This window comes from Limnohabitans sp. T6-5 (assembly GCF_003063315.1).
GTDB lineage: Bacteria > Pseudomonadota > Gammaproteobacteria > Burkholderiales > Burkholderiaceae_C > Limnohabitans_A.
Genome location: NZ_NERV01000002.1, coordinates 897,869 through 919,382, shown reverse-complemented (window position 1 = coordinate 919,382; position 21,514 = coordinate 897,869). Strand labels below are relative to the sequence as shown.

Here is a 21,514-nt window from a genome sequence, read left to right as displayed (position 1 = left end):
TACATGGACTTGATCTTATGGCGACATGCGGAGGCCTTCGATTTGGAGACTGGCCAAAATGATCTGGAGCGGGCTTTGACGGCGCGAGGACAAAAGCATGCCAGCCGCATGGCGGCATGGTTGGAACGTCAGTTGCCCGAAGGCGCCCGAATTCTCTGCAGCCCTGCCGTGAGGGCTGAGCAAACGGTCCATGCTTTGGGGCGAAAATACAAAATTCGTGATGCCCTTTCGCCAGGTGCGAATGTGGATGATTTGCTGGAGGCAGCAGGCTGGCCCGATGCCAAAAACGCGGTGGTTCTGGTGGGCCATCAGCCTTCGTTGGGGCTTTTGGCCTCTCGTCTTTTGAACATGGGGAATGGACCTTGCCCCATTCGAAAAGGTGCCATTTGGTGGCTACGCAGTCGTCACCGCGAGGGACATGCCCCGCAGACGGTGATCATGTCGGTCACGGTGCCCGACAGACTTTGATGCAGCTTCTTGCATTCAGCCTTTTCTGTTACGCCCCGTTTTGATGGTGGGCACGTCTGTCAATGCCTTTTTGAAGGCCAGGTCTGGCGATCCGGACAGCAGTTGCAGACCCGCTCGGATGAGCTCACTTTTCTTGCTGACCATGCCCAATGTCAGGGCACGTTTTTTCATATCGGCCAATTGTGCAAGTTCTGTCTTCGGAAGGGTGAAGTTGTCGCGCACGATTTTTATTTTCTTTTCTTTCCCGGCTTTGACTTTGCTGGGGGGGGCGTTTTCGCTTGGGACTGTTTTTGTGGCAGGCCGTGCAACTTTTGTAGATGGGGATTTTTGAGTGGCTTGAGCTTTCTTGGCGGCCCCAGGTGTCGTTGCTGTTTTCACGCGGGTCTTGGATGCAGGAGATTTTGCGGTACTTTTTCTGCTGGGCTTGGACGTTTTCTGTGCATTGGCAGGTACTGCTGCTTTGGTGGCCAAGGCGTTGGACAAATCAGCGGATGCCACTGGGTTTGTTTCGGGTTTTGTCAATGCAGTGTTGGTTGTTTTGTTGTTGGATGTGGTCATGGGGTCCTCTTTTTAACGGTGCATCCAGTTTGGGCTGTTAACTCAGGCTGTTCAATACCGTTTTTAGAGGACTTCCATATGCAAATTCCAGCCGATTTTTTGCCAGGCTTCGGCCTCTTCTCGCAGCAGGTGCGCTGATTGCGGCCATTGTTCTGTCCAGGTGCTTTGGAAGCTTAATCGCGCGTTGCGGCGCATCACATCGCAACGCAGCTGCACACTGCTGATGTCGGGGTCTCGGCGAGCATGACAAAAGATCACTGCCAGACGCAGCGCCATCAGTTGCTGAACGAACAAAGGATTGTGCAGTTCAGCCTCGAGTTTTCGCAGTTTGCCACGATGCCCGAGGACCAACTGGCTCAGACGGTGCAGCTCATCAATGGTGAAGCCCGGAAGATCGGTGTTGTCCAGAATATAGGCGCCGTGCTTGTAGTAATCACTGTGCGCAATGTGCATGCCGACTTCATGTAAATGAGATGCCCAATGGACTTTTCTCAAATGCCGTTCGGTGTAGTCCTTATCTGTGCTTTGTATCAGTGGTGACAAAAGGCATTGTGCTGTATGTGAGACGCGCTCAGCTTGGGCCATGTCTACTCCAAATCTGTGGGTAAGCCACTCGATCATGTTGGAGCGCACATCGGTTTGCGGACTTTCCCTGTCCAGCAGATCGTACAAGGCGCCATGGCGAAGGGCGCCTTGCGCGGCGAACATTTGGTTGATTTGCAGAAGGTCAAACAGGGCTCTCAAGACAGCGAGACCACCACCAATGACTGGCTTGCGATCTTCTTTGACGCCTTCAATGCGCAAGTTGTCTGATTTTTGCGCTTTGAGCAATTTGTCCTTGAGCCAGTCGAGTCCTTCGCGGTTGACGATGCCTGGTGGCCACCCCGCCAATGTCAGCACATCGGCCACCGCACCCACGGTGCCCGATGAGCCATAACATGTGTCCCAACTGTCTCGGGTATAGATGGTTTGTGCTTCATCCAATACAGCTTTGGCGGCAATTTCAGCGGCTTTGAATGATGCGTTGGTCCAAAGACCGTCGGCGAAATATTTCATGGACCAGCCCACACTGCCGACGCGGTAGGACTCGAGTGCCTTGGCTTCTGCGTGCTGGCCGAGGATCAGCTCTGTCGACCTGCCGCCAATGTCGATCACCAAGCGGCGCTCGTCTGATTGCGGCAGCAAGTGTGAGACACCCAGATAAATCAGTCGGGCTTCTTCCCGTCCTGTAATCACTTCAATTGGAAAGCCCAGAATCGCTTTGGCTTTTTCCAAAAATACCTCGCGGTTGCGTGCCTCACGCAGCGTTTGCGTGGCCACGGCACGAACCTGGCGGGCTTTGAATCCGCAAATTCTTTCTCCAAATCTCGCCAGACAATCCCATCCGCGTTGCATCGCTTCTACGGTCAAGTTGCGCTCATCATCGAGCCCGTTGCCTTGACGCACGGTTTCTTTGATGTATTCCACACGTCGCAAATGACCCGCATCCAAATGACCAATTTCCAGTCGGAAGCTGTTAGAGCCGAGGTCAATGGCCGCAAAAAGGGTGTGGGGATGCATTGAGTAGTGATTGGAAAAGAATGGGGGCCAATGAAATTATGTGACCGGTGTTTGAAAATTTAATGACAATTGGAGAAGTTTGATGAGTCGGCGTTTTTCTATGACCGTATTGTTCTAGTGTGAATGTGTCATCCTCATAACTCCGAGTTCGTTCCGAACCTGCAAGTGGAGCAACTTTGATGGCATCGTTAATTTGTACCCGAGTTTTTTGGTCATAGCAATGACGGCGATATGCCCATGATGACAGACCAGACACTCTACTTCTGGTGTCTGTTCAACGGCGGTAGAAAGTAAGACGGCTCCAACGCCACGGCGACGTATAGGGGCACTCACTGTCATTGCCAATTCCCACTGGCCCGATTGTCGACTTGGACTCAGTTGCAAAGCGCCTATTAACCCAAGATCATTTGGCAACCAGGCGCCCCACCATCGCTGAGTTTGCCAATCGATGTCCGCGACCCAAGATAGCAGGGCTTCGTCTTTTATCGACATGCCAAAGCGGTCGTATCTATCGTCTGGAGACAGGGACAGTAAATGTAGACCCAATGCTCCTCGATGCACCGGCCGCAAGGGTGAAATTTCAAGCATCGATGGAAACATAAATGAGCTCCGTTGAGGTGCAAAGCCATCGTTCACCATTGAGTGGAGATTCAGCCCACATGTCTACTTGCACTCGAATCGAGCGACGCCCTGTTTCAATGACAAGCCCTTCTACTGTCACTATGTCACCTACTCTGGCAGGCGCAGTAAAACTCAACTTCTCGCTACCAGCCATGACCACGGTACGGCGAACATGTCGCGTAGCGGCCACGAAACCCGCCTTGGCCATCCAAGACATTGCAGGGCCTCCATGCAACACGCCTCGGTGATTGACATGTCCTGGAAAAATAATTTCTGCGATGCGGGTGATGGCTTGCGAGATTGCAGGTTTGGTTTGCGGGTCCGAGGTCACGTTCAGTGCAGTTTTATGAATTTCTAAGCCATCATCCGCTTGACGTACCATGACAAATTCACCAGAAAGGCAAAGGCTACGCTCACCACTGAGCAGGTCTTCTGCCACCAACTGGGTGTCTACCGTGACAGATCGTCGTCCGCGCTTGAGCACTTGAGCGCGGCATTCAACTAAATGACCCGCTGGTGCGGGTGCTGCAAAATCTAATCGGCTAACTGCAGCGGTGACCACGGAGCCGCGCAATACCTTGCTGCCCATGATGAAAGCCATCCGATCCAGCATGGAAAGGGCTGCTCCGCCAAACAGCGTGCCATGGTGATTGGACTGATCTGGCCAAACCATATCGACCACTACCATCGGTGGGTATGGGGGACCTTCTGATACGGATGGTTGAAAAATTGCAATAGTCATTCGTTTCTCCGACTCAAGAGAGATGGGGAAAACGAGACAAGTCGAAGCACGCGGGAGACAGAAGCGTACGCAAAGCCACTCAAAGCGCGGCGCAAAGCGTGCAAGTGAACCACGAGACGGCGATCTTGCTCGAGGACACCCCGCCTCATGCATCATCACATCGCCCCGTGGCAGGTCTCCTGGCTCTCGGGTCATCATTCAATGCAGCCTTCCCAGCATCAAGCCAGTGGCAGTGGACATCGAACTCGCCGATCACAGTTGCGGGGGCAGCCACAGTTTGGATTGAATTTCAATCCTTCTGTCGTTCCCTTTTCATTCCTGCTGTCGAGCAAGAAACCGCGAGGCTTTATCAGTATATCAAGCAGCCACAGTTACTTGTGCTCGTAACTTGTGTGCTGCTGCGACCATGTACTCCAGCGCGGGAGTTGATCTTTTCGATGACAGATGGTTATGACTGCTGCCTAAATGCGCTGGCACAGAAGGGCCACGGCCTCTTGAGGTGCAAGCAATTGCAGCAATGATTGGCGATCTGGCCAACGCTAGGAAAATGGCAAGTGAGTCGGTTCAAAGCTACAGCGACGAGCAATCGCATCCCAGTCCACTACCATGCGGCTTTACAGGTCAATGAAACAAGTTACATACAGCCAATCCGCATACGAGCAGTAACGCTGCGTTCTGAATTGGCTATTGGTACACTTATTCAGCACTGCCGATTCCAATTTCGGCAACCCGTTGTAGGGTCATATTGGGTTGACAGTTTGGGACTGAATCCACCGGCGCTGGCAGATATTCCTAAAGGGTCATTGCATGTCATGACCTCCACTGCTTTGTGTATTACGATGCCCTGATATTTCGATTGGCCGTGGTCAGCCTTGGCAAAGAATTTTTTATGAATTTTACAGATCTCGCAGACGATACCGAGGACAGTTCCTACACATTGCAGCAGCGTCAGACTGCGGCAAACCGCAGCACTTGGGTGAGTGTCGGCATCAATGTGCTGTTGTGCAGTTTTCAGGTGGGCGTGGGCATTTTTTCGAAATCACAGGCCCTGATTGCTGATGGCATTCACTCCCTGTCTGATCTGGTGGCGGATTTTGTGGTGCTGATTGCAGGTCACCACAGCCAGAAAGATGCAGACGAAAAACATCCCTACGGGCACCACCGATTTGAAACGGCTGCCTCTATGGTGCTCGGGTTGTTGTTGTTGGCTGTCGGGGTGGGCATGTTGTGGTCGGCATTTGTCAAATTGCAGTCGCCACACAATGTGGAAAAAGTGCATGTGACGGCTTTGTGGGTGGCTGGAGCCGCCCTGGTGTCCAAGGAGCTCCTGTTTCGTTACATGCTGTCCGTTGCCAAACAGGTCAAATCCAGCATGCTGGTGGCCAATGCCTGGCATGCGCGCTCTGACGCGGCATCTTCATTGGTGGTCGGGGTAGGCATCGTGGGGAATTTGTTGGGCTATCCGATTCTTGACCCGATTGCTGCATTGGTCGTGGGCCTGATGGTGACCCGCATGGGCTGGAGCTTTACCTGGGATGCTTTGCACGATCTGATGGATCGCTCGGTTGACGAGGCCGAGGTACAGGCCATACAGGACACCCTGCTCAGTACCCCGGGTGTGCGTGGCGTGCACGATGTGCGCACGCGCAAGATGGGCGACATGATTGTGGTCGATGCGCACATTGAAGTGGACGCGCTGCAAACGGTCGAAGCAGGACATGACATCACCGTCGATGCCCGCAACCGGGTCATGCAACGGCATCGTGTGTTGAGTCTGATGACGCACTTGGACCCCTGGAAAAAACCGGATCTGGACCACGAACGGGTTCAACGCGGTTGATTTGCGGACAGATGTGTGCATACACCCCAAGCCCTTGATCAGGACATCTGCCCTTGACTACTTCAGGGGTTTACCTATTGCAGGCTGAGCCGTGTGCGCTTGTGGACCCAGGAATTGTTTTTGAAGCAGCGCCACCATGCCTGGGTATCGGTTCAGCTGTGTGATCAGTTCCAGGGCGATGTATTGATCACGCTGCACCCCCAGATCGACTTGCAATTTTTGTGCGCGCTCGTGAAACCGTTGCGCCGATGTGCGTGGAACCCTGGCCTGGAGGTTTTCAATCGCATAGCGTTGTTGTTTGGCCAAAATGCGTAATCGGTGCTGGCGCGCCAAATCGCTGGAATCCGCGCCGATTTTGAGTTTCTTGTGCCAGCTTTGCAGGCGCTTGAAAAGCCATTGCGAGAACTTCTTTCGGTCCAATGCAAGGTGTTTGGGGTGCGACTGCGTTGAAAGTTGGGCAATCCAATGAACCATGTTCAGCAGCATGCGTGTGGTTTCGGGATCATGCGCCTTTGTCTTGACGGCATGCAGGGCTTTCGTGCGTGCGTCTTGCAATGCCCGGATCATGTCCGTCCAGTCTGCTGGGGCCATGGCAGGATCTGCAGGCAGCGCTGCCCACCATGTTGGCAAGGTATCGTCCAGTGCCACATCCAGGTTCCTCAACTGATCAGTGGTCTGAATCAATGGCTTCAGTTCAGCCATGGGGGCCGGAGGAAAATCCTTCAGCAGTGGTTTGAAAAATCTCAGACTGCTTTGAAGTCGCCTCCAGCCGATGCGTGCCTGGTGCGTGATTTCTGTGTCGTGACGGGTTCCCAAAGCGCATTCATTAAGCGCCATGTGCATGAAGTTTTCCAACAATATGGCTGCCATGATGTGTTCGACACTTTGTCCACGCACACGGGTGACGGTGCGTGCAAAGTGTGCGGAAGTCGTGCTGTCTTTTGTGGGCATAGCCGATCAGCGCAAGGTGTAATCCGAGAGTTTTAATTTGGGTTGCGGCATGACCAGTTTCATGGACTCCAGGGTGTGCACCAGAAGTTCCGAGACAAACAAGTCCCTGTAGGCCTTGGAGTCGGCGGGCACCACATACCAAGGCGCATGTTCTGTGCTGGTCGCTTGCAGCGCATGTTCATAGGCGTGCATGAAGGCATGCCAGTTTTTCCTGTCTTCGAAATCAGACGCTTGCACTTTCCAGTGTTTCAAGGGGTCATCCATGCGAACTTGCAGGCGTTTTTTCTGCTCTTGTTTGGAGATGTGCAGATAACATTTCACGATGGCAACACCGGCATCGTGCAACAGGCTTTCAAAGTGCCGGATGTGATCGAGTCGTTTTGTGCAGTCTTCTTCGCTGATGTCTCCATGCACAACGGGCACCAGAACATCTTCGTAATGGCTGCGATTGAAGATGACCATCTCACCCAGCGCGGGCGTTTTGGCGTGTACACGCCACAAGAAGTCGTGGCGTTGCTCCAGTTCATGCGGCACACCAAAGGCTTCGGCTCTTACGCCCAAGGGACTGACGTGGGTGAACACGCTGCGAATACAACCATCTTTACCGGCTGTGTCCATGCCTTGCAAGACCAGGAGCAAGCCACGACTTTGACCCGCGTGCAAGATGGTTTGCAGCCGGTTGAGCTGTTCTGCCAAATCGTGCAGCAGCTCAGGCCAGTGCGTAATGTCTTCTTGCGTGAGTGCATCAGGTGGTGTGGTCGAATAAGCAGAAAAATCCATGACAGTGTCGGGCTTGACTCGACAGGCGTGCAAATCAAGGGTGTTCATGCCAAGCTTTCATAAGAAAAGAACGCTGAGCCCTAGCCACGGCGAAACGAGGGTGCCCAACCAGACGGCAGCCGTCACCAGACACAGACCCGGCAGCACCCAGGTTGCGAAAACGCGGCCACCTGCAGCCATTGCTACGGCCGCTTTGCTCAGGGTGTTGCTGCTGACCGCCAACAAAATTCCCCACTGTGCTTGATCCAGCGACGCATGGCCTTGATGCACCAGACTGCTCATGGATGCGACGCTGGAATGGGCGTCTGCAAAGCCCGACACGAATGCGCCAATCATCATGCCCATGGCCCCCAACCATTTCTGTAGTGCAGCGATTAACAGTGTGACGGACAAAACGACTCCGGTCATCACCAAGGTGGTTTTGTGGTCAAAGGCGTGACCCTTGATGGGCAAGTCATCCTGTGGTGTGCCACTGGTTTTCCGCCTGGCGATCCACCAGGCATAAAGACTGGCCGTCGTGATGCCCAAGCCAATTGGCAAAAGCATGTAAGGCAACAACGGTGGCAGCATCACCGAGATGAGCAAGCCCAACTGGACCATGGTGGAGACAGTTGACAGCACTGCGCCCACAGCAGCTGCATGGGTCAAGGCTGGAGATTTTTGCGCTGTCTGACCCATGCTCAATATGGTGGCGGTGCTGGACACAAAGCCGCCCGCAAACCCTGTCAGCGCCATGCCGCTGCGCTGCCCCATGATGCGTTTGGCCATATAGCCTGCGGCGCTGATGCTCATGGCTAAAACTACAAATTGCGCCAGTTCATGCCAGTTGATGGCCTGAAAGGGGCCCATGAATCGGTTCGGGGCCAGTGGCAACAAAATCATGGCGGCCGCCAAAAAGACAATCACGTCTTCCAACTCTTGTTCAGTGATGACCTGGCGTACGAATTGGTGCATGCGTTCGCGCGACGCCAGCAATGCGGTCAGCACAATGCCAAGAATGGCCGCCAGGCCGGGCGACGGCACTGACAGTGCGCCCAGCATGCAGGTCAGCAAGATGGCTGATTCAGAGGTTAAACCCGGGTCGTGGCTGCTCGAATGCTGGTATGACACCAGAGTCAGACCCCCCAGAACCAGCAGCATGGCACTGAGCAAATAGGTCGAGTCGATGCTTTGTGCCACGAAACCGCACAGGGCTGAAATGGCAAAAGTCCGAATGCCCGCAGCACGGCGGTGGGGGCCATCGCCTTTGCGCCGCTCTCGCTCTGCACCAACCAGCAATCCAATGCCCAATGCCACGGACAGCTTGAAAAGCACGAGCGAATCTATAGAAGTGAGCATGTGCTTTGGCGCAATGATTGGAATGGCTAAGGCATCAATGTAGGGGATGGAACCTTTCTGGGTTTGATTTGCGCCAACAAAAAAACAAGTTGATAGAACATTTGTGTGTCTCATCACACCGTCGAAAGCAGATTGACACAATATTGTCACAATTAGGTCATACATTCAAATCAGTTCCCCACCCAAGCATGGGCTCTCGGAGAGCCTGAATACCTCGTGAATTTGAACCAGGAGTTGACATGTTGAAAATCAAATCGGTCATCGGAGCCATTGGCCTGAGTGTTGTTGCTGCCACCACATGGGCGGCTGACATCACCGGCGCTGGCGCCACATTCCCATATCCCATCTATGCTAAATGGGCAGAGGCCTACAAAGCAGCCACGGGCACGGGCCTGAATTACCAGTCCATCGGTTCTTCCGGTGGTTTGAAGCAAATTCGGGCCAAGACCGTGACCTTCGGTGCATCTGATGCGCCGGTTTCGGGTGCTGATCTGGACAAGGACGGCATGGTCCAGTTTCCCGCCATTGTGGGCGGCACGGTGCCTGTGCTGAACCTCGAAGGGTTCAAGCCGGGTGAATTGCGCATCACCGGCCCTGTGCTGGCTGACATCTATCTGGGCACCATCACCAAGTGGAGTGATGCCAAACTGGCCGCGCTGAACCCTGGAAAAAAACTGCCTGACCAGGCCATCACCGTGGTGCACCGCGCTGACGGTTCAGGCACCACGTTCAACTTCACCGATTACCTGAGCGCGGTCAGCAAGGACTGGGCAGACAAAGTGGGTAAAGGTGCTGCTGTCAAATGGCCTGCTGACTCTTCTGTGGGCGGCAAGGGCAACGAAGGCGTCGCTGCCAACGTGAACCGCGTCAAAGGTGCCGTGGGTTATGTGGAATATGCCTATGTCAAGAAAAACAACATGACTTACCTGCAAGTGCAAAACGCTGCAGGCAAGTACGTGAGCCCTGACGATCTGACTTTTGCCGCTGCCGCTGCTGGCGCCGACTGGTTCAGCGTGCCCGGCATGGGGGTGTCCATGGTCAACGCCAAGGGCAATGACAGCTGGCCCATCAGCACCGCGTCGTTCATCCTGATGTACAAGAAGCCCACAGACAAAGCTGCTTCTGACGAAGTGCTGAAGTTCTTTGAGTGGTCTTTCAAGAACGGCAAAAAATTGGCCTCTGACCTGGACTATGTGCCGTTGCCAGATGCCCTCACCAGCCAGATCCGCGCCAAAGTCTGGTCTGAAATCAAATAAAAAGAAATGGAGGTCGTCTGAAATCACGACTTCCTGACCTCTCGCCCTTCAAGGCGAGAGGTTTTTGTTAAAAAGAGTGTTACCCACTATGCCGTTGTCACAAGGAATAACCATGGGCTCGATGGAGCAGGCCAGCCAAGTGCCCGATCACAATATGCTGTCCGTCGTGAAAAGGCAGCGCATCCAGGATTTCTTTTTTCACAAGATCACGCTGGGCTTTTCCTTGCTGGTTTTGTTTGCCCTCATGGGCATCATCATTTCACTGCTGATCAATGCCTGGCCAGCCTTGTCCAAGTTTGGTTTTCAATTTATCTGGCGTGTGGAGTGGGACATTGTCAACGACGAGTTCGGTGCCGCCATCGCCATTTTCGGCACCTTGGTCAGTGCACTGATTGCTTTGGTGATCGCGGTGCCCTTGTCGTTTGGCATTGCATTGTTCCTGACAGAAACCTGCCCCACTGCTTTACGGCGTCCGTTGGGCACTGCCATTGAATTGCTGGCCGCTGTGCCCTCCATCATTTATGGCATGTTTGGTTTGTTCATTTTTGCACCGCTGTTTGCCGAATACGGTCAGCCTGCCTTGCAGTCCACTCTGGGTCAGATGCCCATTATCGGCCGCTTGTTTGGTGGTGCGATGAACGGGGTAGGCATTTTGGCCGCAGGCATAGTTCTGGCCTTCATGATCTTGCCTTTCATTGCCGCCGTGATGCGCGATGTGTTTGAAATCGTTCCCCCCATCTTGCGCGAGTCGGCCTATGGCCTGGGCTGCACCACCTGGGAAGTGGTGCGCAGCATTGTCTTGCCCTACACCCAAAAAGGCGTGATCGGTGGCGTCATGCTGGGCCTGGGTCGCGCATTGGGCGAAACCATGGCGGTGACGTTTGTGATTGGCAATTCGCAGCGCCTGAGCGCATCACTGTTTTCACCGGGCACCACGATTGCGTCTACCCTGGCCAATGAATTTGGCGAAGCTGCTGACTTTCACCTGTCGACCCTGTTTGCGTTGGGCTTCTTGCTGTTTGTGATCACCTTCATTGTGCTGAGTGTGGCCAAGTTGATGTTGATTCGCTCAGAAAAAGCCAAGGGCACGAAAACCTGATGCACCGCACCGGAGAAATTAAATGGATCTGAAAATTTATAAACGCAGACAGTTGACCAACCGGATCGGGCTGACCTTGTCCATGCTGGCGATGGGCTTAGGGCTGTTCGTCTTGTTGTGGATTTTGTTTGTGCTTTTTTCGAACGGCCTGGCTGCGTTGGACTGGGCCATGTTCACACAGTCCACCCCTGCGCCTGGCTCTGAAGGTGGCGGCTTGGCCAATGCGATTATGGGCAGCTTGATGATGGTTTTGATTACCGCATTTGTCAGCACCCCGATTGGTATTTTTGCTGGTGTTTACCTGGCCGAATACGGCGACCAGAGCAAGACGGCTGAACTGACGCGTTTTGTGACCGACATCATGTTGTCGGCACCCTCCATTGTGCTAGGTCTTTTTGTCTATGCCATCCTGGTGGCGCAAGTTCATCACTTTTCGGGCTGGGCGGGTTCTTTGGCGTTGTCGCTGATCGCTGTGCCAGTGGTGGTTCGCACCACTGAGAACATGCTGCGCCTGGTGCCTGGCAGCTTGCGTGAAGCCGCGTTTGCCTTGGGCGCACCCCGCTGGAAAGTAGCCACCTTTGTCACGCTGCGTGCCGCCAAATCAGGCGTGATGACAGGTTTGCTGCTGGCGCTGGCGCGCATCAGTGGCGAGACCGCGCCACTGTTGTTCACCGCGCTGAACAACCAGTTTTTCTCCACCAACATGAACGCACCCATGGCCAATTTGCCGGTGGTGATTTTCCAATTCGCCATGAGTCCTTATGACAACTGGGTGCGCCTGGCTTGGGGTGGTGCGTTGCTCATCACCTTGACAGTTTTGGTCTTGAATATTTTGGCTCGCGTGTTCTTCCGCGACAAAGCGCTTTCCTGATTTTCTGAATGCACGGGACATAACCAATGCCATCTACACAACAAACAATTTTGAAAAATGCGATTGAAATTCGTAACCTCAATTTCTTTTACGGGTCTTTCAAGGGCCTGAAAAATGTCAACCTCGACATCGCCGAAAACAAGGTCACGGCCTTCATCGGCCCATCGGGTTGCGGCAAGTCTACCTTGCTGCGCACGCTCAACCGCATGTACAGCCTGTACCCCGGTCAGCGTGCCGAGGGCGAGATCAATTTCTATGGCCAAAACGTGCTGGAGTCCAAGCAAGACCTGAATTTGCTGCGCGCCCGTGTGGGCATGGTGTTTCAGAAGCCGACACCGTTTCCCATGTCGATCTACGACAACATTGCATTCGGCATTCGCTTGTATGAAAACCTCAGCCGTGCAGACATGGACGAGCGCGTCGAATGGGCGTTGACCAAAGCGGCCATCTGGAGCGAGGTCAAAGACAAGTTGGGGCAAAGCGGACTGTCCCTGTCGGGCGGTCAGCAGCAACGTTTGTGCATTGCGCGCACAGTAGCGGTGAAGCCTTTGGTCATCTTGCTGGACGAGCCAACTTCGGCGCTGGACCCGATCTCGACCGCCAAGGTGGAAGAGCTGGTCAGTGAGTTGAAGAAAGACCACACCGTGGCCATCGTGACCCACAACATGCAGCAGGCTGCACGCGTGTCGGACTTCACGGCTTATATGTACCTGGGCGAGTTGGTCGAATTTGGACAAACCGAGCAGATCTTCATGAAACCCGCCCGCCAGGAAACCGAAGACTACATCACCGGCCGTTTCGGCTGATTGGGAGAAGCCACATGGAAAAACATATTTCAAGTCAATTTGATGCCGACCTGACCAGCGTGTCTTCGCGCGTGTTGGAATTGGGAGGACTGGTCGAATCCCAGACCCGGCATGCGGTCTATGCTCTGGCCCAGTTCAGCTCCGAGGTGGCTGATCAGGTGATTGCCTCAGAAAGGCAAGTCAACACCCTGGAGGTGGAGATTGACGCGGAGCTGGCATCCATCATTGCGCGCCGTCAACCCACGGCCCGTGATTTGCGTTTGTTGATGGCGATTTCGAAGATCACGGGCAACCTGGAGCGTGCAGGCGATGAAGCAGAGCGCATCGCCCGCATGGTCAAGCAAATTCTGGAGCAAGGCAGTCCCCGCAATTTGCCATCCTCCGAGCTGCGCATTGCATCGGATTTGGCGTCTGGTTTATTGCGCAAGGCGCTGGATGCGTTTGCGCGCCTGGATGTGAACACTGCACTGAGCATTCTCAAAGAAGATGACTTGATCGATGCCGAGTTCAATGGTTTCGTGCGCAAGCTGGTGACTTACATGATGGAAGATCCGCGCACCATCTCGGCCAGTTTGGACTTGCTGTTTGTCGCCAAAGCCATCGAACGCATTGGAGACCATGCCAAGAACATTGCCGAATTTGTCATCTATGTGGTCAAAGGTTCTGATGTGCGCCACACGGCGCTGACTGACATTGAAAAAGCGGTGAAATGAGAAGCCTGCCCCGAATCCTGATTGTGGAAGATGAGCCGCCGATCGCTGAGCTGATCTCGGTCAATTTGCGTCACAACGGCTTTCAACCGGTCTGGGCCATGGATGCCGAGTCTGCTCAGCGTGAGCTGGATGAAATCCTGCCCGACGTGATTTTGCTGGACTGGATGCTGCCCGGCGAAAGTGGTCTGACGTTGGCGCGCCGATGGCGTGCTGCGACCCGAACCAAGACGGTGCCCATCTTGATGTTGACGGCGCGTGGTGATGAAGCTGATCGTGTGGCTGGATTGGATGCCGGTGCAGATGATTACATTGTCAAGCCGTTTTCTCCCCGGGAATTGCTGGCTCGAATTCGTGCAGTGCTGCGCAGGCGTGTACCCGAGTCTGCAGGTGGTTTGGTCAAAGTGGCGGAGTTGCAGCTGGACGCTGACACTTACCGTGTGAGCTGGCAGGATAAGCCCTTGAAAGTGGGGCCCACCGAGTTCAAGCTCTTGCAATACCTGATGCGTCACCCTGAGCGTGTGCACACCAGGGGTATGCTGCTCGACAAAATATGGGGTGATCATGTGTACATTGAAGAGCGCACAGTCGATGTGCATGTCAAGCGTTTGCGTGAATCTCTGGGTGACGCAGGCTGCATGATCGAAACGGTTCGCGGGGCAGGTTATCGCCTGACAGCATCACCAGCGGTTTGAGGTTGATTCCTGAATGCTGATACCCATTTTTGAGTTACTTTTTTGGGCGCTGCTGGTCGCTGTGCCTGCCTGGTTTTTTGGGGGGGGACAGGTCGCTGTGCTGGCGACATTCGTCTTGGTGGTGCTTGTGCATGTGAACTTTCTGTGGAAGGTGCAGCGCCTGGAGCACTGGTTGTCCAGTGCCGATTTGCATGCAGATGTTCACTGGAAGGGCATCTGGTCTGAAATCGGTCGACGCATTCAGCGGCTGCTGATTCAGCGCGAGAAAAAAGCGGCTACTGCTCAGCAGCGTTTGCAGCATTTTCTCGCGGCGATTCAGGCGTCTCCCAATGGTGTGACCTTGCTCGATAAGCAGGGGAGAATCGAGTGGTGTAACGAAACGGCGTCCAGTCATCTGGGGTTGGATGTCCGCCGCGACATGCTGCAGCATGTGGTGCATTTGGTGCGCGACCCTGTTTTTTCCAGATACTTTGCACAAAAAACGCACGATACCGAGGTGATCATTGATGGTCCTTCGAACTCTTTGACGCAAAACGTTAAATTGTCAGTTCAGTTGCACGCTTTTGGTGAAGGCCAACAACTGCTGCTCACACGTGACATCACCTCCGTGGCTCTGGCCGATGCCATGCGGCGTGATTTTGTGGCCAATGTATCTCACGAAATTCGGACACCTCTGACGGTGCTCAGTGGCTTTGTGGAGACCTTGCAGTCCATCCCCTTGGAAGAACAAGAACGCCAAAGCTATTTGAATCTGATGTCGCTTCAGGCTGATCGAATGCAAAGTCTTGTGGCTGATTTGCTCACCTTGTCGCAACTCGAAGGCAGCTTGCCCCCAGGCAAGCATGAAAAAACAGCTGTGCCAGAGTTGATGACCCAAGTTTTTGCTGATGCCAGAGCTTTGTCCGCCGTACTGTCAGGGCAAGAGGGGGAGGATCGTGGCCCTGTTCATGAATTGGTGTTTGAGCCATCGCCGCCATGGGTGTTGCTGGGCGTTCGGTCCGAGTTGATGAGTGCCATGTCCAATCTGGTGAGCAATGCGGTGCGGTACACGCCGGCGGGAGGATTGATACGTGCGAAATGGTCACGTTCTAATGATTGGGTGACTTTTTCGGTGACGGATACCGGACCTGGCATTGCGCCAGAGCACTTGCCCCGTTTGTCTGAGCGGTTTTATCGTGTGGACCGCAGTCGATCACGTGAAACCGGCGGGACGGGTTTGGGATTGGCCATCGCCAAACATGTGGCGCAACGCCACGGTGGCGAGCTGCGGATTGAAAGCCAAGTGGGCGTAGGCTCCACATTCATGCTGGTCTTTCCTGTCAGTCGTCTGGAGATCGTGTGACGATTCAGATCCCTGTGAATTACAGAAGAGATTCGTTGGCGTTGTGAGAACGACCTGGTCAAAGTGCCGACAAAGACTGAGTCGAATGGGGCGCATGACACACCGCATGTGTACCAAGTAAGCCTTTGCTGCATCAGGGCCGCACGACACTTTATGAATCAGTTGATATTTCATGGCGCATTTTTTTATGCATCATAAAGTTGAGTGCGTGTGGTTTTACCCTTTATGGGGCTTGACGAAATGCTGATTCCATTTGTTAAAAATCGATAATTGATTGAGATTTTTGATAAATGTGAGGGTATTTCCTCGATATCGCTCAGTTGGTTCTTTTGATATCTTCGTGACTACTCCAGTGCCTATCGTCTTGGTCACTGGACATCAAGATATGGAGAGAGATCAATGACTGCTGTGCAGATACAAAACGCCCTGGTGATTTGCATCATCCTGGGTTTTGCCATGATGGAGTTTGTGAGTCGACGCTACAAACAAAACGTGCATGCCACGGGCGATGACACCAAGCTGGAAGTGCTGATGTTCTTGAGTGTGCTGGCGGTCACGCAACCCTTGGCCATATTTGTCACTGCCAAATTGGGTGCCTTGTGGGCGCCTGAATACAAAGGCGCTTTGGCCGATCTGCCTTGGTGGGCCATGATTGGTATCTTGTTGCTGGCGGATGACATGACGCAGTACTGGTGGCACCGGTTGTCGCACACCTCTTTCCTTTGGCCCTTGCACCGGGCGCACCATTCGGCTGAGTACATGAGCATTCGAGTGACTTTCCGCAACAATTTCTTTTATTACCTGATGATGCCCGGCTTGTGGTTTGCCGGTGCGTTGTTGTACCTCGGGTTTGGTGGCATGGTCTATGCAGGCTATATCGTGGTGAAGTTGTTCGTCATCATTGGTGCCCATTGCGCCTGGCGCTGGGATGAGCCGCTGTACCGTATCCGTGCACTGCATCCCATCATGTGGGTGTTGGAGCGCACAATCTCCACGCCGGCCACTCACTGGGCGCACCATGCCATCACGAATGCCGATGGCGTTGGACATTACAAAGGTAATTTTGGCAACCTGCTGTTTTTGTGGGACATCATTTTTGGCAGCGCCCACATCACGCGCCGCTACCCAGCGCAAGTGGGTCTGATTGATGACAAGTTGTTTGGTCAGGAACGCTGGTACTACCAGATGTGGTACCCCATGCTGCAGTCCAAGCGTGAGCACACCGCACTTAAATTTGGTGGCAGTGTGTACGAGGGCCCTGAGGGCCAAAGCTCACCAGTTTGATTCAGCACACGCCGATGTGATGTCGGTATGTGAAATCACAAGCGGGCATCGGTGCATGTTGAACAATGCACAGGCCCGCTTTGTTTTTGGATGAAGGATGTCAGGCATGAATTTATTGGATCCTTCTGCCGACGCCGTGCAGAGCCCCGGCGATTTCAACGATTGTTTTTTGCAGCAAAAGGCGGCGTACCTGGCTCAGCCCGCACCCAGTTACGCACAACGCATTGCAGATTTGAAGTCCTTGGGTCGGATGATCAAGGAAAACCGCGATGTTTTGGTGGCGGCCATCTGTAAAGACTATGGCAACCGTTCTGAGTTTGAGACTTTGTTTGCTGAGTTCTTTGTGGTGCTTGAAACCATCAAGGACGCTCAAAAGAATCTGAAGCAATGGATGAAACCCCAGCGTCGACACATTGATGTGATGCTGTACCCGGGTGCATCAAACCGGGTGATTCCCCAACCCTTGGGAGTTGTGGGTGTGATCGTTCCCTGGAACTTTCCTTTGAATTTGAGTATTTGCCCTTTGGCGGCCATCTTTGCCGCCGGCAATCGCGCCATGGTCAAGATGTCGGAGAATTCCAGGCATCTGGCGCAAGCGCTGATGCAAATCAGTCCACGTTATTTTCCGCAAGACAAGCTGAAATTTTTTGATGATGCGGGTGGCCGTGGCCCGGGCTTTTCTTCCATTGCTTTTGACCATTTGCTCTTCACGGGCTCGGGGGCGACCGGACGGTCTGTCATGGCCAATGCTGCCCGGAATTTGACCCCGGTAACGCTGGAGCTTGGTGGTAAAGCGCCAGCCATTGTGGGACCTGATTTTTCGATCCAGAAGGCGGCAGAACGCATCATGTGGGTGAAGATGTTCAATGCGGGGCAAATTTGCACCAATGTGGACTATGTTTTCATTCCCGAGGGGGCGACTGAAGAGTTTGTTGCCCACTGCCGACGTTTGGTGGCAGAGCGCTTCCCGGATATCAATGGCAATGATTACACCTCCATCATTGATCAGCGCGCTTATGACCGTTTGGCCCGGACGCTTGAGGATGCGCAGGCCAAAGGTGCAAGACTTATCAACTTGACGCCCGAGCAAACGCCCGATCCCCAGCTGCGCAAAATGGCCCCCCATCTGGTGATCAATCCAACGCCCGAAATGATCTTGTCGCAGCGTGAAATTTTTGGCCCCATATTGCCGATTCGCACTTACCGCGACAAACAGGAAGTGGCGGACTACATCAATGCGCATGACCGGCCTCTGGCGATTTATCCTTTCACCCAAGATAAAGCCTTGCAGAATTTCTATATCACGCGGGTCATGTCTGGCGGCGTGTCGGTCAATGAGGCCTTGTTGCATGTGGCGCAGCACGACTTGCCGTTTGGCGGCGTCGGCCCCAGTGGAATGGGGCATTACCACGCACGGGAGGGGTTCAACACCTTCTCCAAACTCCGGCCGGTGTTTTACCAAGGGCCTTTTTCGGCGATCCAGATGCTGTTTCAGCCGCCCTATAAAGGCAAAGCCTTGAAAATCATGCAGCTTTTGATCAAGTTCAAGGGGTGACGGAGGTGGCCATCTGGTTGGTCAGTGCGCCGCTGCAAACCTTCAGGTCCGGTTTGGTGTGAATTTCGCAAATGCCCATTGCAAAAGGGTTGCGCTGAACAGACTCAGCAGACCTGAACCCATGGCCATCACCACCGGCAAGGGTGTCAAGGGTGCAAATTGCAGTGGCTTGGCCAGCCAGGGCCAATAAATGGCCAGCATCAAAAAGCCCAAAGCCAAGCCCATGACGGCGTAAGCGGTGGGGTTGGGGATGCGCAAGCTGGTCCAGAACTCCCCCGCCTTGGCGCGATTGGCCAAAATCAGGGCTGCATTGCCGATCACCAGGGTGATGAAGACCATGGCACGGGTGTGTGTTGCGCTTTGAGGGGGCCATCCCAGGTCCGCAGTCCAGGAACCCAACGCAAAGCCCGTACTCCAGCCTTGGGTGCCCAGGACGTCAGTCAGCGCCACACTGGTCAGCACGCACAGCCCTTGGCCCATTGCCAAGGCGATGGCGCCAGCGCCAAATAAAGGGGCTGCGGTGTCGCGTGGCGGGCATTGCATCACGGAGGCATCGGCCGGTTCGTTTTCAAATGCAATGGAGCAGGAGGGGTCGATCACCATTTCGAGCAGGGCCACATGCAGGGGCAGCAGCAGGGGTGGCCAGCCCATGATCATGGGAATGAGGGCGATGCCTGCAATCGGGATGTGGATGGCAAAGATGTAACGCATTGACTTTTGCAAGTTGCTGAAGATGCGTCGTCCCACCCGGATACCGCGCACGATGGAGGCAAAGTTGTCGTCTACCAGCACCAGATCAGCGGCTTCGCGGGCCACGTCGGTGCCGCGGGCGCCCATGGCGATGCCCACATGGGCCGCTTTCAGGGCTGGGGCATCGTTTACTCCGTCACCCGTCATGGCGACCACTTCGCCTGTGGCCTGCAGGGCCTGCACGATGCGCAGTTTTTGGTGGGGCGAGATGCGTGCGCAAACCGTAGTGCGGGACAGCATGGCTTGCAATTGCGTGTCACTCATGGCGTCGAGGGTGTCGCCAGTCAGCGTCTCGCCCTCGGGCAGTCCGGCTTGGCGGGCAATCACTTTGGCTGTGGCTGGGTAATCTCCGGTGATCATGATGACGCGGATGCCAGCCGTTTGGCATTCGGCCACGGCTTGAGGGATTTCGTGGCGCAAAGGGTCGGTCAAACCAATTAGACCCAACCATTCGAAGTTGAATTCGTGGGCGCTATCCGGCCAGTCATCACCTAAAAATCGACTCTGCGCTACAGCCAGCATGCGCAAGCCTTGGGCAGCCATGAGGTCTACCTGATGTGACCAGGCCAAGCGGGCAGGCGCATCCATATGGCATAAGTCCATCACCGCTTCAGGTGCGCCTTTGGCAGACACGGTTCGCTCGGGTCCCTCGTTCATTTGCCATACGTGCGACATGGCCTTCAGCTCGGGGCTCAAGGCGTAGGTTTGTACCAGTGACCAGTCGGCATGAAGGTGTTCGGTACTCGCTAAATGTGCTTGACCGAGTGCATGGAATGCGGATTCCATGGGGTCAAAGGGGGTTGGGGCGCTGGCCAGAATGGCGTGTTCCACCAAGGCATGAAAGTCTTCGGCAAGCACAGATAGACCAGGGTGCCAGGTGAGGATGGTCCCGTTGCTGGTCGAGTTGTTTGTTTTCACAGCCAATGCGGTCACGGTCATGCGGTTTTGCGTCAATGTCCCGGTTTTGTCGGTGCACAAAACGCTGATGGCCCCCAGGGTTTCGATGGCGTTGATGCGCCGTGTCAGAACGCCTGCGTGTGTCAACCGATGGGCGCCCAGTGCCGGAAAGATGGTGAGCACCACTGCGTATTCTTCAGGCAAGGTGGCCATGGCCAACGCAATGCTCGACAGTATGGCTGGCAACCACTGCCCTGTGCGCCAGCCCAGCGTGAGCACCATGGTCACGCACAAGACGATGACGATGCTGGCCAACACTTTCACCAGGCGTGCGGTTTGTTGTTGCAATGGCGTGGTTTCGGTCATCAGTTCACTGAGGGATTGACCAATGCGACCGACTTGGCTACGGTTGCCGGTGGCGGTGACGTGGGCCAGGCCTTGGCCGCGCACAATGAAGGTGCCCGCATGCACGGTGTCGCCGTCGTTTTCGGATTCGGTGTTGAGCGTTGCGGCTTGCTTGTTCACGGGCACCGATTCGCCGGTGAGCAGTGATTCGTCGATTTGCAGATTGTTGGCGTTGAGCAATCGTCCATCGGCGGCAATCCGGTCACCCTCGGACAGCAGCAACCAGTCCCCGACCACGACCTCCCGTGCGGGAATATGCATGGTCTGGCCAGACCGAACCACCTTGGCTTGAGCCTGGGTCAACTGGCGCAGTGCCTGGATGGATTTTTCCGATTTGCCTTCCTGGTAAAAGGTCAAGGCCAGCACAGCGAGAACAAAAACGCTCAGCGTCAGACCTTCTGTCAGGTCACCTAAAAATATGTACAAAAGGGACGCCGTGACCAGCAGCGCAAACATGGGCTGACGCAGCATGTCGGTCAACCGAAGCCAAATTGGGCGTGTCCGGGCTTGTGCGATTTCGTTGGAGCCATTCCGCTGTAAGCGCTTTGCCGCTTCGGCTGTCGTTAAGCCGTCAAGAGTGTTAATGTGGTTCGTTGTCATGGTGTGCTTTGTGCTCACTGTGCCCTGCATGACGAAGGCATGTCTTGACGCATGTCAGTTCCATTTGAATGCTTTGTCGATGAACTTGCGATCCTCTGTGGTTGTGGAAGGATGAACATGAATACCAACATCAATGAATTTCTGCAGCGCATTCGCCAGCTGGAGATGCAGATTGAGCAGGAATTTCAGCAGCGCAGAGAGCAGTTGCAAGTTGACTTTGAAGAGCGCAAAGTGAAGTTTGAAAAAGAAGTGATTGCTCAGCAGCGCCGCTTCAAGGAAGGGTTTTTACGCTATGTCTTGACGGCCGACTGGCGGCATGTGTTGAGTGTGCCGTTCATCTATCCGGTGCTGGTGCCCATGCTGTTGTTGGATGTGTTCATCACCCT

The 21,514-nt window shown here is 54.4% G+C and carries 19 protein-coding genes and 1 riboswitch; of the genes, 11 read left to right on the top strand and 8 right to left on the bottom strand.

Annotated elements, in window-relative coordinates:
• Nucleotides 1-3 precede the first annotated feature (3 nt).
• On the top strand, nucleotides 4-468 hold the full coding sequence (locus tag B9Z51_RS10110) for a histidine phosphatase family protein (RefSeq protein ID WP_108374188.1): 465 nt from the start codon (nucleotides 4-6) through the stop codon (nucleotides 466-468).
• A 15-nt stretch (nucleotides 469-483) separates the two neighbouring features.
• On the opposite strand, the gene B9Z51_RS18245 is transcribed toward B9Z51_RS10110, so the two are convergent.
• The 4 genes from B9Z51_RS18245 to B9Z51_RS10095 all read right to left on the bottom strand — a co-directional run bounded on the left by B9Z51_RS18245 (nucleotide 484) and on the right by B9Z51_RS10095 (nucleotide 3,949).
• Nucleotides 484-1,026, bottom strand: coding sequence for a hypothetical protein (locus B9Z51_RS18245; RefSeq protein WP_146187738.1), 543 nt, complete (start codon nucleotides 1,024-1,026; stop codon nucleotides 484-486).
• A 63-nt stretch (nucleotides 1,027-1,089) separates the two neighbouring features.
• The gene (locus tag B9Z51_RS10100; protein ID WP_108374184.1) at nucleotides 1,090-2,586 is read right to left on the bottom strand and encodes a Ppx/GppA phosphatase family protein; all 1,497 of its coding nucleotides are present in this window, start codon (nucleotides 2,584-2,586) and stop codon (nucleotides 1,090-1,092) included.
• Nucleotides 2,587-2,700: 114 nt separating this feature from the next.
• Nucleotides 2,701-3,078: a GNAT family N-acetyltransferase gene (locus B9Z51_RS19080; RefSeq protein ID WP_369959067.1), complete on the bottom strand. Its 378-nt coding sequence runs from the start codon at nucleotides 3,076-3,078 to the stop codon at nucleotides 2,701-2,703.
• A gap of 88 nt (nucleotides 3,079-3,166) precedes the next feature.
• The gene (locus tag B9Z51_RS10095; protein WP_233254901.1) at nucleotides 3,167-3,949 is read right to left on the bottom strand and encodes an acyl-CoA thioesterase; all 783 of its coding nucleotides are present in this window, start codon (nucleotides 3,947-3,949) and stop codon (nucleotides 3,167-3,169) included.
• Nucleotides 3,950-4,100: 151 nt separating this feature from the next.
• Nucleotides 4,101-4,305: riboswitch (cobalamin riboswitch) on the bottom strand.
• A gap of 533 nt (nucleotides 4,306-4,838) precedes the next feature.
• On the opposite strand from B9Z51_RS10095, the gene B9Z51_RS10090 reads away from it, so the two are divergent.
• On the top strand, nucleotides 4,839-5,789 hold the full coding sequence (locus B9Z51_RS10090) for a cation diffusion facilitator family transporter (RefSeq protein ID WP_108374939.1): 951 nt from the start codon (nucleotides 4,839-4,841) through the stop codon (nucleotides 5,787-5,789).
• Between the two features lie 57 nt (nucleotides 5,790-5,846).
• Here the strand turns inward: B9Z51_RS10090 and B9Z51_RS10085 are convergent, their stop codons facing one another.
• The 3 genes from B9Z51_RS10085 to B9Z51_RS10075 all read right to left on the bottom strand — a co-directional run bounded on the left by B9Z51_RS10085 (nucleotide 5,847) and on the right by B9Z51_RS10075 (nucleotide 8,858).
• Nucleotides 5,847-6,659 (bottom strand): CHAD domain-containing protein, encoded by an 813-nt coding sequence (locus B9Z51_RS10085; protein WP_158272865.1) that lies wholly within the window; start codon nucleotides 6,657-6,659, stop codon nucleotides 5,847-5,849.
• Between the two features lie 87 nt (nucleotides 6,660-6,746).
• Nucleotides 6,747-7,568 (bottom strand): PPK2 family polyphosphate kinase, encoded by an 822-nt coding sequence (locus B9Z51_RS10080; RefSeq protein ID WP_108374178.1) that lies wholly within the window; start codon nucleotides 7,566-7,568, stop codon nucleotides 6,747-6,749.
• 9 nt (nucleotides 7,569-7,577) lie between these two features.
• Complete coding sequence (locus tag B9Z51_RS10075; RefSeq protein WP_158272864.1) at nucleotides 7,578-8,858, bottom strand: MgtC/SapB family protein; 1,281 nt, start codon at nucleotides 8,856-8,858, stop codon at nucleotides 7,578-7,580.
• Between the two features lie 239 nt (nucleotides 8,859-9,097).
• On the opposite strand from B9Z51_RS10075, the gene pstS reads away from it, so the two are divergent.
• The 9 genes from pstS to B9Z51_RS10030 all read left to right on the top strand — a co-directional run bounded on the left by pstS (nucleotide 9,098) and on the right by B9Z51_RS10030 (nucleotide 18,476).
• Nucleotides 9,098-10,114, top strand: a complete 1,017-nt coding sequence (pstS, locus tag B9Z51_RS10070) for a phosphate ABC transporter substrate-binding protein PstS (protein ID WP_108374174.1) — start codon at nucleotides 9,098-9,100, stop codon at nucleotides 10,112-10,114.
• A 121-nt stretch (nucleotides 10,115-10,235) separates the two neighbouring features.
• Nucleotides 10,236-11,213 (top strand): phosphate ABC transporter permease subunit PstC, encoded by a 978-nt coding sequence (gene pstC, locus B9Z51_RS10065; RefSeq protein ID WP_369959064.1) that lies wholly within the window; start codon nucleotides 10,236-10,238, stop codon nucleotides 11,211-11,213.
• Between the two features lie 22 nt (nucleotides 11,214-11,235).
• Nucleotides 11,236-12,084 carry a phosphate ABC transporter permease PstA gene (pstA, locus tag B9Z51_RS10060; RefSeq protein ID WP_108374170.1) on the top strand — a complete coding sequence of 283 codons (849 nt, stop codon included), beginning with the start codon at nucleotides 11,236-11,238 and terminating at the stop codon, nucleotides 12,082-12,084.
• A 26-nt stretch (nucleotides 12,085-12,110) separates the two neighbouring features.
• The gene (gene pstB / locus B9Z51_RS10055; RefSeq protein ID WP_108374168.1) at nucleotides 12,111-12,890 is read left to right on the top strand and encodes a phosphate ABC transporter ATP-binding protein PstB; all 780 of its coding nucleotides are present in this window, start codon (nucleotides 12,111-12,113) and stop codon (nucleotides 12,888-12,890) included.
• 14 nt (nucleotides 12,891-12,904) lie between these two features.
• A complete protein-coding gene (gene phoU, locus B9Z51_RS10050; RefSeq protein ID WP_108374166.1) occupies nucleotides 12,905-13,603 on the top strand; it encodes a phosphate signaling complex protein PhoU in 699 nt (232 codons plus the stop codon).
• Entirely contained in the window at nucleotides 13,600-14,295 is a 696-nt protein-coding gene (gene phoB / locus B9Z51_RS10045) for a phosphate regulon transcriptional regulator PhoB (RefSeq protein WP_108374164.1), read from the top strand. Before phoU ends, phoB begins: the two co-directional genes overlap by 4 nt.
• A gap of 13 nt (nucleotides 14,296-14,308) precedes the next feature.
• A complete protein-coding gene (gene phoR, locus B9Z51_RS10040; RefSeq protein WP_108374162.1) occupies nucleotides 14,309-15,637 on the top strand; it encodes a phosphate regulon sensor histidine kinase PhoR in 1,329 nt (442 codons plus the stop codon).
• 399 nt (nucleotides 15,638-16,036) lie between these two features.
• Entirely contained in the window at nucleotides 16,037-16,921 is an 885-nt protein-coding gene (locus B9Z51_RS10035; RefSeq protein ID WP_108374160.1) for a sterol desaturase family protein, read from the top strand.
• 106 nt (nucleotides 16,922-17,027) lie between these two features.
• Nucleotides 17,028-18,476, top strand: a complete 1,449-nt coding sequence (locus tag B9Z51_RS10030; RefSeq protein ID WP_108374937.1) for a coniferyl aldehyde dehydrogenase — start codon at nucleotides 17,028-17,030, stop codon at nucleotides 18,474-18,476.
• 42 nt (nucleotides 18,477-18,518) lie between these two features.
• Here the strand turns inward: B9Z51_RS10030 and B9Z51_RS10025 are convergent, their stop codons facing one another.
• A complete protein-coding gene (locus tag B9Z51_RS10025; protein WP_108374935.1) occupies nucleotides 18,519-21,128 on the bottom strand; it encodes a cation-translocating P-type ATPase in 2,610 nt (869 codons plus the stop codon).
• Nucleotides 21,129-21,514: the final 386 nt, after the last annotated feature.